The following is a 12,013-nucleotide window of genomic DNA, read 5'->3' on the forward strand; positions in this document are numbered from 1 at the left end:
CGGCAGGACCCCACCGCCCGCACTCCACGCCCGTCCGCACCACCACATGCCAGACCACGCCTGACGCGGTACGCCGACCCACCGGACGCCGCACGCCAACCCGCCGGCCCGGGGAGGCCGGCCACTCGCTCCCGCCTCAGGGGCGGGCGTGCGAGATGGCGTCCTCCTCCTCGGGGGAGAGCTGGGTCTCGCTGGACCAGGCGTCGATGCTCTTGGCGTAGGACCGGGACTCGTTGCGACCCTGGATCGAGGACAGGACGACGCCGCTGCCGTGGTCGTCGAGCAGCGCGACCGACCACGAGAGCTGGCCGCCGGTGTCGGTGAACGCGTCGTACCGCACCACCGCGACGTGGCGCATCGTCTGCGCGCTCTCCGCCTTCAGCGCCGCGACCTCGCGGCGCAGGGCGTGGGCGTCCTCGGGGAGGTCGGAGGCGGCGGTGTCGTCCGGGGTCGCCTGCCGGGAGCGCCGGGAGGTCAGCGCCACCCCGAGGGCGGCGAGGGCGACGACGAGGGCCAGCACGGACAGCAGGATCTCCACGGGGCGAAGCCTAGGTGGGTGCCCGCACTCGTCCCGACCGGCACGCGGGGGCGGTACGGCGTACGTGCCAAACTCAGGCCTCGTGAGCACAGGACGCAGGCGGATCGCCTACCAGGGTGAGCCGGGGGCCAACTCCCACATGGTGTGCATGCAGCACTACCCCGACTGGGAGTCCGTGCCGTGCGCCTCCTTCGAGGACGTCTTCGCGACCGTCGAGGGCGGTGACGCCGAGCTGGCGATGATCCCGATCGACAACTCGATCGCCGGCCGGGTCGCCGACATCCACCACTTCCTGCCGACCTCGACGCTGCACATCGTCGCCGAGCACTTCCTGCGGATCCGGTTCGCGCTGATGGCCCTGCCCGGCGCCTCGCTGGAGACCATCGAGACCGTGCACAGCCACGTCCACGCGCTGGGCCAGTGCCGCAAGGTCATCCGCGAGCGCGGCCTGCGACCGCTGATCTCCGGCGACACCGCCGGCGCCGCCCGCGAGGTCGCCGAGGCGGGCGACCTGACCCAGGCCTCGATCTCGCCGCCGCTGGCCGCGGCGACGTACGGCCTGGAGATCCTGCTCGACGACGTCGAGGACGAGGACCACAACACCACCCGCTTCGTCGTGCTCTCCCGCGACTTCGTCGAGGCCGAGCGCGGGGTGGGGCCGGTCGTGACCAGCTTCATCTTCAACGTGCGCAACCTCCCCGCGGCGCTCTACAAGGCGCTCGGGGGCTTCGCCACCAACGGGGTGAACATGACCAAGCTGGAGAGCTACATGGTCGACGGGAGGTTCGGCGCCACCCAGTTCCTCGCCGAGGTCGACGGCCACCCCGGCGACCTGCCGCTGGCGCGGGCGCTGGAGGAGCTGACCTTCTTCACCACCGAGGTCAAGATCCTCGGCGTCTACCCGGCCGACGCCTTCCGCTCGGTCTGAGCCGGGCCCGCGGCTTCCCCTGCCGTCCCCCGCGAGCCTGCGGCCGGTCCGCGCCGCGTCCGGGTGCATCATCGAGGCATGCGCGCTGCCTACAAGGCCCTGAGCCACTCCATCGCCGGACTCGTCGCGGTCCAGGCCGCCGTCATCGCCCTCGCGACGGCCGGGCTGCTGCACTGGGTCGAGGACGGCCACACCCTGACCCCGTCCGCGGTCAAGGCCGAGAACACCGGGGCCACCGGCGAGATCGGGTTCGCCCTGCACTCCGGCATCGGGATGATCCTGATCCCGGTCCTGACCATCGCCCTGGTCGTGGTCGCCGTCCTGCTCAAGGAGAAGGCCGCCCGCACGTGGGCCCTCGCCCTGCTCGTGACGGTGGTGGTGCAGGTCGGGCTCGGCACCGCCGCGGGCGCCGTACCCGTCCTCGGCCTGGTCCACGGGCTCCTCGCCCTCGTCGTCGCCTGGCTCGGTTGGCACGCCGCGACCGTCGTCGGCCGCGAGCCCGCCGAGGTCCGCGTCTGAGTCGGGGCCGCGCAGCGCTGGACGCCGTAGCCACACATTTGTGTAGCAACGACGACGGATTCGTGGTCTGGCGCACGTCGTTGCTACACAAATGTGTAGCCGCGACGCCCCGGGAGGCCCTCGGACCTCCGGCCGGATAGCCTCTGCGGGTGACCGGGCCGGAGGACGACGCAGCGTCGCGCACGGCTGACCTGGGGTACGCCCGGGTGGACGTCGAGCGCGAGCGTCGTACGGGTGATCCCGAGGTCGTGTACGGCGCCGGCAAGACGCCCGCCGAGGTCGTCGGGATCCTGCGCACCCTCCACGAGCGCCACCCCGAGCGGGCGGTGCTGGCCACGCGGTTGGCCCCGGAGGCGCTCGACCTGGTCCGGGGCGAGCTGCCCGGGGCCGAGGTCCACGAGCGCGCGCGGGCCGTCACGCTGGGTCCCCTGCCCGCCCCGCGGGGCCGCGTGGTGGTGATCGCCGCCGGCACCTCCGACGCCCCCGTCGCCGAGGAGGCCGCCCTGGCGGTCGCGGTGCACGGCGGCGGCGTGGACCGCGTGGACGACGTCGGGGTCGCGGGACTCCATCGTCTGCTCGAGGCGCGCGACCGCTTCGCCGACGCCGACTGCCTGATCGTCGTGGCCGGCATGGAGGGCGCCCTGCCCAGCGTGGTCGGCGGCCTGAGCGGGGTGCCCTTGGTCGCGGTCCCCACGAGCGTCGGGTACGGCGCCTCCTTCGGCGGCCTGGCCGCGCTCCTCGGCATGCTGAACTCCTGCGCGCCGGGGGTCACCGTGGTCAACATCGACAACGGCTACGGCGCCGGGGTCTTCGCCGCCCGGGTCGCCCGCAACGCGCGTCAGGCGTGGGACGGTGCGCCGGACCCGCGCGGCGACGACGGGGTCGATCGTGGCTGAGCGGCGCACGGCGTGGGTCGACGCGTCCTCCGGCGCCAGCGGCGACATGCTGCTGGGGGCGCTGGTCGACGCCGGGGTGCCGCTCGGGCTGCTCGCCGAGGCGGTCGACCGGGTCGCGCCGGGTCAGGTGCGGCTGCGCCAGGAGCGCGCCAGCCGAGGCGGGTTCGCCGCGACCCGCTGCCACGTCGAGGTCGCCGACGTCGCGCCCCACCGCACGTGGCGCGACGTGGAGCGCCTGCTCAACGAGGCCGGGCTGCACGAGGACGTGCGCTCCCTGGCCCACGACGTCTTCTCGCGCCTGGCCGAGGCCGAGGCCCGCGTGCACGGCACCGAGCCAGCCGAGGTCCACTTCCACGAGGTCGGCGCCCTGGACGCCATCGCCGACGTCGTCGGGGTGTGCGCCGGGATGGTGCACCTCGACCTCGCGACCCTGGTCGTGTCGGCGGTCGCCGTCGGCGGCGGGACGGTCGCGAGCGAGCACGGCCTGCTGCCGGTGCCCCCGCCCGCGGTGGTCGAGCTGCTGCGCGGCGTCCCCAGCCGCGGCGGCCCGGTCGACCTCGAGCTGTGCACGCCCACGGGTGCGGCCCTGCTGACCGCGCTCGCCGACGAGTGGGGCCCCCAGCCCCCGATGGTCGTCGCGGTCGTCGGCACCGGGGCCGGCGGGCGCGACCCCGAGGGCCACGCCAACGTGCTGCGGATCTTGCTGGGCGACCCGGTCACGGTCGAGGCCGCCGGGGCGACGCCCGGCGCCCAGGGCGGCGCGCTGCTGATGGAGACCAACGTCGACGACCTCGACCCGCGCCTGTGGCCGCCGGCGATCGCCGCCCTGCTGGCTGCGGGCGCCAGCGACGCCTGGCTGACCCCGATCGTGATGAAGAAGGGGCGCCCGGCCCACACGCTGAGCGTGCTGGTCACCGCTGCGCGCGCCGACGTCGTACGCCGGGAGGTCTACCGCCAGACCTCCACCATCGGCCTGCGCGAGCAGCTCGTCGGCAAGCACGAGCTGGCCCGCGAGATGGACTCGGTCGAGGTGCGGGGTCGTCGCGTCGCGGTGAAGCTGGCCCGTCTGAACCCGGGCGGCGAGGTGCTCAACGCCCAGCCCGAGTTCGAGGACGTCGCGGCCGCCGCCCGGTCGCTCGACGTGCCCGTGAAGTCGTTGATGGCGGAGGCTGTGGCCGCGGCCCAGCGTCTGGCCCGGAGGAGGAGCTGAGATGGACCTCGCGGTCATCGCGATCGTGTTCGGGGCGATCTTCGTCGTCGAGCTGCCCGACAAGACGTTCATCGCGGCACTGGTGCTCTCCACCCGCTACAAGCCGCTCGCGGTGTGGGTGGGGGTGGGCCTGGCGTTCTTCGTCCAGACCCTGATCGCCGTGCTCGCGGGCCACTTCGCGACCCTCCTGCCCGAGGCGCTGGTCAAGAGCGTCGCGCTGGTGATCTTCCTGGCCGGGGCGTTCCTGCTCTTCCGCTCCGCGCCGGGCGCCGACGCGGCGGAGAAGGAGCAGGAGGAGGAGTTCGAGGGCAAGGCCGCCGAGGCGCGTACAGGCCTCAAGGCGGTCCTCGCCTCGTTCCTGGTGCTGTTCGCGGCCGAGTGGGGCGACCTGTCCCAGCTGCTGACGATCAGCATGATCGCGCGCTACGGCCATCCGGTGAGCGTGTTCATCGGCGCCTGGGGCGCCCTGCTCGTGGTCTCGGGCCTGGCCGTCGTGGCCGGTCGGGTGCTGCTGCGCTACATCCGGCTCTCCACGGTGCACTACGTCGGCTCGGGGATCTGCCTGCTGCTCGCGCTGGTCACGGCGTACGAGCTGGTCCTGGCCTGAGGTGACCCCGTCACAGCGCGGCCCTAGGCTGCGGTGATGACCTCGACTGCCGTGGACGCCAGCCCCGCCCCCGTCACCCCGGGCGTGACCACCGAGGTGGGCCGCCTGCGCACGGTGATGCTGCACCGCCCCGGGCCCGAGCTGCAGCGCCTGACCCCGCGCAACAACGACAAGCTGCTCTTCGACGGCATCCCGTGGGTGGCACGCGCCCAGGACGAGCACGACGCCTTCGCCGACGCGCTGCGCTCGCGCGGCGTCGAGGTGCTCTACCTGACCGGGCTGCTGACCGAGACGCTCGCCGGTGAGGCCGCGCGGGCCCACGCGATCCGCGGCGTGACCGCCTCGCTGCGCCTGGGCGACACCCTGCGCGACCACCTGCGCCACGAGCTCACCCAGCTCGCGCCCGAGCAGCTCACCGACATCCTGACCGCCGGCCTGCGCAACGACGAGGTCCGCGGCGGCTTCGGGCTGGTCACCAGCCTGCTGCGCGAGGACGACTTCCTGATCGACCCGCTGCCCAACCTGCTCTTCACCCGCGACTCCAGCGTCTGGATCGGCCACCAGGTCGCGGTCACCTCCCTGGCGATGCCCGCGCGCGACCGGGAGACCCAGCTGACCGAGCTGATCTACACCGAGCACCCGCGGTTCGCGGACTCCGAGAAGATCCACGGCTGGCACCGCGAGCACCTCGAGGGCGGCGACGTGCTGCTGCTCTCCCCGGGCGTGCTGGCCGTCGGCGTGGGCGAGCGCACGACGCCCGCCGGCGTCGAGCGCCTGGCCCGCCAGCTGTTCGCCGACGGCGAGGTCCACACCGTGCTGGCGGTCCCGATCGCCCAGGAGCGCGCCACCATGCACCTGGACACCGTGTGCACGATGGTCGACGTCGACAAGATCGTGATGTACCCCAACGTCGCGGACCACCTGCAGGCCCACTCGGTCACCGCCGGCGACGACGGCAACCCGGTGGTCGCCGGCGCCGAGCCGTTCCTGGTCGCCGCGGCCAAGGCGATGGAGATCGACACGCTCCACCAGATCGACACCGGCCTGGACCCGGTCACCGCCGAGCGCGAGCAGTGGGACGACGGCAACAACACCCTCGCGGTCGCCCCGCGCGTCGCGGTCGCCTACGAGCGCAACGTCGAGACCAACAGCCGCCTGGAGGAGGCCGGCATCGAGGTCATCGCCATCTCGGGCTCCGAGCTCGGCTCCGGCCGGGGCGGCCCCCGCTGCATGTCCTGCCCGATTGCCCGCGACGAGGTCTGAGCGGGGTCGGGTCCGGTGAGCGACGCCGGTTCCTGGGACGACCAGGCCGCGACGTTCGACGACGAGCCCGACCACGGCGGGACCGGTGGAGGACGAGCGCTACCTGGTGGTCAGCCGCTCCTGAAGAGACTCCGGGGCGCGGGTCACCCGCGCGACCAGGTCCACCCGAGGAGGCCGCGGCCGAAGCTGTGGGGGTGCCCGTCGACCTCCAGGCGCAGGACGGGTCGGGTGCGGAACCACCCGCGCTCCTGCGTGACCCGGCCCTCGCCGCGGAGGTAGGCGAGCCCGAGCAGGGCGAGCTGGCGGAGCTCGTCCTCCTTGGGCTCCACGTCGTGGTCGTGGTCGAACGCGGTGGTCCCGAAGCCCAGGTCGAGGAAGGTGATGTCGCACCACTCGTACGTCGCCCGGAGACCGACGCTGCGCTCCGCCGTGCTCAGGCGGACCTGGTGGAATCGGGCGACCTTCGGGTCCGGCGACCAGTCCCGCTCGAACTGCTCGCCGAAGACCTCGGCCACGACGCGGTGGAGCATGGCGTCGACGTCCACGAGCTCGGGTGGGTCCGGGGGGCGAGGCACCGGGCTCAGGGGGTGTCGGGGTACGCCGGGTCGAGGGCGTGGCCGCCGCCGAGGACCTGGGTCAGGAACGCCCCGGTGACGGCCCAGGCGCCGCACAGCACCGAGCCGACCACCAGTCCGAGGCCGAGCGAGACCCATCCCGCGCCGGGGGTCAGCAGGAGCGTCACGAGCAGCACCGCGACCGCCCAGCACGTCAGCAGGGTCCGGCCGGCCGGAAGCCGCCGCTCGGCCCGGGCCAGGCTGGCGAGCACGACGTAGGCGACCGAGAGCGCCGTGAGCACCACGCCGAGGCCGTGGGCAGCCACGGATAACCCGGCGACCCAGATCGCGCCGGCTGCGAGGTGCGCCGTCAGGGCCGTCCGGTCGAGGTCGGGACGCCGTGCGGCGGACGACGACCGTCGGGTCGAGCGCTGCTCCGTCACGGGGTCGAGTATGGCGCGGGACGACGGGGAGAGGGAGCCCGTTGAGGGCTCAACCAGACCGTGACCACGGGGTGAGACGACGGATCCGGCCCTCGGGGGGGCCGGAAACGACGGATCCAGTGCCGATCTGCTGCGAAGACAAAGCACCCGGCCGGTGTTGACGGGGGGGACAACATCGGCCGGGGCAAGACCGAATGTACGGCATCCGAGACGACCGCCACAACTGGCGAGGGCCGCGCGGCGACTCAGCGCAGTGTGAGCTGGCGGCTGATCAGCCCGGCGCGGGCGGAGCGCTGCTCGGAGGTCAGCGGGGTGCTGTCCTCGATGGCCTCGGTGAGCGTGGTGGCGAGCCGACCCAGCGGTGCCTCCAGGGCCGCGGCGCCGGTGCCGACGGGCAGGTCCCACACCGGCACGACCAGGCCGTGCGCCCGGAACATCCCGATCAGGCGGTCGCCCTCGACCAGACGCTCGGCCTGGGCGACGTGCAGGCGGGCCAGCCCGTCGAGGACCCGGTCCTCCTCCTGCGGCAGGACCCAGCGGAGGTACTCGCGGTTGCCGACCGAGGTCCAGTACGCCGCGTCCACGCCGGCGACGCGGGCCGTCGGGGCCGAGGCCTCGTTGGCCTGCTCCAGCGCCGAGCGGATCGAGCCGTCGGGGTCGTCGAGGTCGGCGACCCAGTAGTCGAAGCCGTCGTGGACGGTGACCTCGAGGTCCTGGTCCGCCACGACCAGGTCCTGCAGGCGGGGGCCCTCGCCCGGGTCCTCGGTGAGCGAGACGACCGAGCCGGGCTCGGCGTCCAGCGCCAGGGTCAGCACGGCGGCGAGGTCGCGGCTGGGGTCGGCGTACGACTGCTGGACCTGGAGCCCGAGCCAGATCGCACCGTCGGCCCGCACCAGGGCGGGGGAGGCGCCGGGCAGGAGCGAGGCGACCAGGACCTCGCGGTCACCCTCGCGCAGCTTGAGCGGCGCCGTGGCGGCGGGCACGAACTCGCGCAACGCGACCAGGTCGGTCTCGCCGGGCAGACCGGCGAAGGGCCGGGAGACGAACACCGGCGGGGCGCCGTCGGCGCTGCCGTGGCAGGCCTTGTAGCGACGCCCCGACCCGCACGGGCAGGGCTGCCGGGGGCCGACCTCACCGGGGGCGAGGTTCTCGGCAGGTTCGGCACGGCGCTGACGCGACTTCTTTCCCATGCCCGAACCCTAGGCGGCCGTGCTGTCGCGGGACCGCCGCGGGTGCGCCCCGGTCGGCTCAGCCGACGGGCAGCAGGGCGTGGACGGTCGTGCGCGAGCGCGAGGTCTCGACCCACCACCGGGAGGCGAGGACCTCGACGATGGCCAACCCACGTCCGGCCAGGTCGGACAGCGTGGGGTCGCGACGCTCGGGCGACGTGCGGGCGCCGCCGTCGCTGACCGCGATGTCGATGCCGGTGGGCAGCTGGGTCCACGCGACCTTCATGGTGCCGTCGGCGAGGGGGCGGGCGTGACGCACGGCGTTGCCAACGAGCTCGCTCACCACCAGGCGGGCGTCCTCGCAGCACTCGACCGCGGCCTCGACGGTCTCCAGCCAGGTCAGGAGCTGCTCCCGCGCGACCCGGGCGCTCTCCGCGCTGAAGGGCAGGTGGAGGCTGAACGCGCCAGGGTCGTCCGTCGGTGGGACGGGTGCTGCCATGGCGGGTTCCTCCGAGGTGAGGCAGGGCGCTGGGCGACGCGCTGACTGCACCTTGCCCCCTGGGCGCCCGCGGCAAACGCACACATCCGAGATCCGGTCATCCGTGGTCGCGCCACGGGCTCGACCCACCTGTCGCGACGGGGTCGGGGTGGGCGTCGAGGTGGCTCACGACCGCGTCGGGGGTGTCGGTGATCAGCGCCTCGATGCCCAGGGCTCGGCACCGCTCCACGTCGTCGGGGGTGTTGACCGTCCAGCAGTGCACCCGACGTCCCCGCTCGCGCTCGCGCTGGATCACCGCGGGGTGCTCGCGCACCATGTCCATGCCCGGCCCCATGATCCAGTCGTGGTCCAGGAACGGGCGGACGCGGTACCACTGCGGGCGGTGGTCGACCAGGAGCACGAGGTCGAGGTGGGGCGCCAGCCGACGGATCCGCCGCAGGGCCACCCAGGAGAACGACATCACCCGCACCGGGGCGTCCTTGCCGGCCCACCCGAACTCGTCGAGCAGCTGGACCAGCCTCCGCTCGACCAGGCCGGCGTAGCGCGTCGGGTGCTTGGTCTCGATGGCCAGCTCCACCCGGCGCGGGTAGGCGGCGGCGGTCTCCATCAGGCGGCGCAGGGTCAGCACCCGGCCCAGCTCGGGATCGGTGTCGGGTCGCTCCTCGTCGAGCTCGGCCCAGGGGTGCTTCCAGGAGGAGACGTCGAGCTGCTCGAGGTCCGAGAGCTCCATGGTGGAGACGATCTTGTCCTGGTGGGCCGTGCGCCTCAGGTTGCGGTCGTGGACGCAGACCAGGTGGCCGTCGGAGGTCAGCCGCACGTCGCACTCGAACGCGTCGACACCCTGGTCCAGCGCCCTGACGTAGGCGGCGAGGGTGTGCTCGGCCTCGGCGGCGCTGGCTCCGCGGTGGGCGACGACCTGCGGCCGGAGCGAGACCATGCGCACCATCATGCCCGCTCCGGGACGCGAGCGCGCGGGGGCGGCTCCTCAGTCACCGTCCGGCGACCACGGGGTCACGAACCGGTTGCCGGGCAGGCCGAGCTCGGCGAAGCGCAGCGACAGCGCGGTGGCCCCGTCGAGCTGCTCGCGGATGATGTCGGCGTGACCCGCGTGCCGGGCGAGCTCCTCTACGTGGTGCACGAGGGCGTGGCGCACGTGGACCGGCGTGGGCTCCTCGACGCCGTGCCACGGCGCGGCCGGTTCGACGGTCTCGCCGGCCGGGTCGAGGCTCCTGACCTCGGCGAGGTAGTCGGCGACTGCGGCGTCGTACGCCTCCAGGACGCCGGCGAGGGTCTCGTCGTCGGTGAGCGCGAAGCTGCCGGTGAACAGGGCCTGGGTCTCGGGCGTGATCTCCTCACCGTTGCGGCGGCGCTCCAGGCCGCCGAGGACGTACGTCGCGTGCTTGAGCAGGCCGCCGACCGACAGCGCGCTGCGGGTCGGCGTGGCGCGGGCCTGGTCGTCGGTCAGGCCGTGGGCGCTGGTGCGCAGCGCCTGCAGCTGGTCGGCGAGGTAGCCCACGAGCGTCTCGCCCTCGGTGTGCAGTCCTGGTGCGAACACGTCCACTCCTCCGGGTCAGGCTCCGGCGGAGCCACGGAGGACCAGCATGCGACGGACCACCGACACGACGACAGGGTCGTGGACCGGGCGTCAGCGCTGGTTGCGGAGGAACCTGCCGAAGTGGGGCACGGTGAAGGCCACGGTGCCGCGCTCGCCGGAGAAGACCAGACCCTTCTTGATGAGGCCGTCGCGGGCGGGGGAGAGCGACTGCGGCTTGCGCTCCAGCAGCCGGGCGACCTCCGCGGTGCTCACGGCCTGGTCGTCGACGCCCTCGCCGAGGTCGGCCATCGCCACCATGTACTCCCGCTCGGCCGGGGTCGCGCGCTCGTAGCGGGCGCCGAAGAACCCGACCGCGAGCTCCGCCTCCGCTTCGGGGGCCGCCTGCATCACGTCGCCCCAGGTGATCGGGGAGTCGACGGCCACGTCCCAGGTGACCTTGCCGTAGGCCTGCACGAAGTAGGGGTAGCCGTCGGTGAGGCGGTAGAGCTCGTCGAGCGCCTTGCGGTCGTACGTCGCGTCCTCGCTGGCCGCGGGCACCAGCCAGGCCCGGTCGGCCATCTCGCGGGGGAGCCGGTCGACCGAGACGTAGCGGAACAGCCGCTCGGCGTAGGACTTGGAGGCCGCCAGCGCGACCGGGAGGTGCGGCAGCCCGGCCCCGACCACGATCAGCGGCGCCCCCTGCTGGCTGATCTCGTGCACGGCGCCGCACAGGGCCGCGAGCTCGAGGGCCGGGATGTCCTGCATCTCGTCGACGAACAGCCCGATGCCCACGCCGAGGTCGCCGGCCAGGGAGGCCACGTCGGTGAACAGCTCGACCAGGTCGAGCTCGAGGTCACCGGAGTCGGCCCGGCCCCGGGCGGCCTCGACGTCGAGCGGCGGCTGCCACCGGTTGGAGCCCGCCGCCTTGCGGTCCTTGAGCTCGGTGCGCAGCGCGAACGCCTTGAGCACCCCCGAGACCTGGTCGACGCGGTCGGGGTCGCGGTGGCGGTGGGCGACCTCGCGGACGGCGGCGTTGACCGCCTGGGCCATCGGCAGGCGCAGGGACTGGTCGGGCCGGGCCTCGATCTTGCCGGTGCCCCAGGCCCGCTTCACGGCCAGGCTGCGCAGGGCGTTGAGGAGCACGGTCTTGCCCACGCCACGCAGGCCCGAGAGCACCAGGCTGCGGTCCGGGCGCCCGGCGGCCACCCGCTCGAGGACGACCTCGAACTGGCGCAGCTCGCGGTCACGTCCGGCCAGCTCCGGGGGACGCTGGCCCGCGCCCGGGGCGTAGGGGTTCCTGATCGGGTCCACGATCGCAGCCTATCGGGACGTCTAGCGAGAACAGTAGATTGTGCTAGCGAGTCGGAGACCTCGGTGAGGAGGCCCACCCGCCGAGGGGGCCCATCTGGCGCCCGAGGAGGCTGGTCTGGTGCGCGAGGGGGCCCATCTGGCGCCCGAGGAGGCTGGTCTGGTGCGCGACGAGGCGCGTTTGGCGGCCGAGAGGGCCTGTGGGGTGAGGGCGTCGTGCCTTCCGTGGAGGCGAACGGCGCGTCACAATGGGGCATGACCGCCGTGGCGCCACTCCCCGCAGAGGCCGAGATCTTTCTCGACGCCCGCGGTGACGCCCGGTCGTTGCGAGTCCGCTGGCACCACGAGAACGGCCTGGTGGTCCTCTCGTTGTGGCGTGCCAGTGAGTGCACCGGCTCCTTCCGGCTCCAGGTCGACGAGGTCCCGCTGCTCATCGAGACGCTGAGGGCCGGGCTCGACGCGGCGTACGACGCCGTACGGCCTGGGTGAGGCGGTCCGGACCGCGGCCGGCCGCGTGATCGCGTGGCCCCGCCTGCCGAACCCGC

Annotated in this window: 15 protein-coding genes; 7 read left to right on the forward strand and 8 right to left on the reverse strand. The window is 73.7% G+C overall.

Going from position 1 to position 12,013, the window contains the following annotated elements; all coding sequences use genetic code 11:
- Positions 1-136: 136 nt before the first annotated feature.
- Entirely contained in the window at positions 137-538 is a 402-nt protein-coding gene (locus ACYVDA_RS02400; protein ID WP_460814643.1) for a DUF4446 family protein, read from the reverse strand.
- An 82-nt stretch (positions 539-620) separates the two neighbouring features.
- On the opposite strand from ACYVDA_RS02400, the gene ACYVDA_RS02405 reads away from it, so the two are divergent.
- The 6 genes from ACYVDA_RS02405 (at position 621) to ACYVDA_RS02430 (ending at position 5,961) form a co-directional block, all read left to right on the forward strand.
- Complete coding sequence (locus ACYVDA_RS02405; RefSeq protein ID WP_460814645.1) at positions 621-1,466, forward strand: prephenate dehydratase; 846 nt, start codon at positions 621-623, stop codon at positions 1,464-1,466.
- 78 nt (positions 1,467-1,544) lie between these two features.
- A complete protein-coding gene (locus ACYVDA_RS02410; protein WP_460814648.1) occupies positions 1,545-1,985 on the forward strand; it encodes a hypothetical protein in 441 nt (146 codons plus the stop codon).
- A gap of 149 nt (positions 1,986-2,134) precedes the next feature.
- On the forward strand, positions 2,135-2,881 hold the full coding sequence (larB, locus tag ACYVDA_RS02415) for a nickel pincer cofactor biosynthesis protein LarB (protein ID WP_460814650.1): 747 nt from the start codon (positions 2,135-2,137) through the stop codon (positions 2,879-2,881).
- Positions 2,874-4,091 (forward strand): nickel pincer cofactor biosynthesis protein LarC, encoded by a 1,218-nt coding sequence (larC, locus tag ACYVDA_RS02420; protein ID WP_460814652.1) that lies wholly within the window; start codon positions 2,874-2,876, stop codon positions 4,089-4,091. Before larB ends, larC begins: the two co-directional genes overlap by 8 nt.
- 1 nt (position 4,092) lies before the next feature.
- Entirely contained in the window at positions 4,093-4,698 is a 606-nt protein-coding gene (locus tag ACYVDA_RS02425; RefSeq protein WP_460814654.1) for a TMEM165/GDT1 family protein, read from the forward strand.
- 36 nt (positions 4,699-4,734) lie between these two features.
- The gene (locus ACYVDA_RS02430; RefSeq protein WP_460814656.1) at positions 4,735-5,961 is read left to right on the forward strand and encodes an arginine deiminase; all 1,227 of its coding nucleotides are present in this window, start codon (positions 4,735-4,737) and stop codon (positions 5,959-5,961) included.
- A 143-nt stretch (positions 5,962-6,104) separates the two neighbouring features.
- On the opposite strand, the gene ACYVDA_RS02435 is transcribed toward ACYVDA_RS02430, so the two are convergent.
- From ACYVDA_RS02435 to ACYVDA_RS02465, 7 genes are all read right to left on the reverse strand, one after another.
- On the reverse strand, positions 6,105-6,536 hold the full coding sequence (locus ACYVDA_RS02435) for a hypothetical protein (RefSeq protein WP_460814659.1): 432 nt from the start codon (positions 6,534-6,536) through the stop codon (positions 6,105-6,107).
- Positions 6,537-6,541: 5 nt separating this feature from the next.
- Positions 6,542-6,958: a hypothetical protein gene (locus tag ACYVDA_RS02440; protein WP_460814661.1), complete on the reverse strand. Its 417-nt coding sequence runs from the start codon at positions 6,956-6,958 to the stop codon at positions 6,542-6,544.
- A gap of 245 nt (positions 6,959-7,203) precedes the next feature.
- Positions 7,204-8,148, reverse strand: a complete 945-nt coding sequence (locus ACYVDA_RS02445; RefSeq protein ID WP_460814663.1) for a DUF5926 family protein — start codon at positions 8,146-8,148, stop codon at positions 7,204-7,206.
- 58 nt (positions 8,149-8,206) lie between these two features.
- Complete coding sequence (locus tag ACYVDA_RS02450) at positions 8,207-8,626, reverse strand: ATP-binding protein (protein ID WP_460814666.1); 420 nt, start codon at positions 8,624-8,626, stop codon at positions 8,207-8,209.
- A gap of 97 nt (positions 8,627-8,723) precedes the next feature.
- Positions 8,724-9,563 (reverse strand): glycerophosphodiester phosphodiesterase family protein, encoded by an 840-nt coding sequence (locus ACYVDA_RS02455; protein ID WP_460814668.1) that lies wholly within the window; start codon positions 9,561-9,563, stop codon positions 8,724-8,726.
- Between the two features lie 48 nt (positions 9,564-9,611).
- Positions 9,612-10,181 carry a DinB family protein gene (locus ACYVDA_RS02460; RefSeq protein WP_460814670.1) on the reverse strand — a complete coding sequence of 190 codons (570 nt, stop codon included), beginning with the start codon at positions 10,179-10,181 and terminating at the stop codon, positions 9,612-9,614.
- A 90-nt stretch (positions 10,182-10,271) separates the two neighbouring features.
- A complete protein-coding gene (locus tag ACYVDA_RS02465) occupies positions 10,272-11,471 on the reverse strand; it encodes an ATP-binding protein (protein ID WP_460814674.1) in 1,200 nt (399 codons plus the stop codon).
- Positions 11,472-11,723: 252 nt separating this feature from the next.
- Here ACYVDA_RS02465 and ACYVDA_RS02470 point away from each other — a divergent pair, with 252 nt between their 5' ends.
- Complete coding sequence (locus tag ACYVDA_RS02470; protein WP_460814677.1) at positions 11,724-11,957, forward strand: hypothetical protein; 234 nt, start codon at positions 11,724-11,726, stop codon at positions 11,955-11,957.
- The last annotated feature ends 56 nt before the right edge of the window (positions 11,958-12,013 follow it).

The organism is Nocardioides korecus, assembly GCF_054778395.1.

Bases quoted from the DNA above. Each gene is read 5' to 3' on its own strand.
- ACYVDA_RS02410 (WP_460814648.1), top strand. From the start codon at position 1,545: ATGCGCGCTGCCTACAAGGCCCTGAGCCACTCCATCGCCGGACTCGTC.
- ACYVDA_RS02425 (WP_460814654.1), top strand. From the start codon at position 4,093: ATGGACCTCGCGGTCATCGCGATCGTGTTCGGGGCGATCTTCGTCGTC.
- ACYVDA_RS02430 (WP_460814656.1), top strand. From the start codon at position 4,735: ATGACCTCGACTGCCGTGGACGCCAGCCCCGCCCCCGTCACCCCGGGC.
- ACYVDA_RS02445 (WP_460814663.1), bottom strand. From the start codon at position 8,148: ATGGGAAAGAAGTCGCGTCAGCGCCGTGCCGAACCTGCCGAGAACCTC.
- ACYVDA_RS02450 (WP_460814666.1), bottom strand. From the start codon at position 8,626: ATGGCAGCACCCGTCCCACCGACGGACGACCCTGGCGCGTTCAGCCTC.
- ACYVDA_RS02455 (WP_460814668.1), bottom strand. From the start codon at position 9,563: ATGGTCTCGCTCCGGCCGCAGGTCGTCGCCCACCGCGGAGCCAGCGCC.
- ACYVDA_RS02470 (WP_460814677.1), top strand. From the start codon at position 11,724: ATGACCGCCGTGGCGCCACTCCCCGCAGAGGCCGAGATCTTTCTCGAC.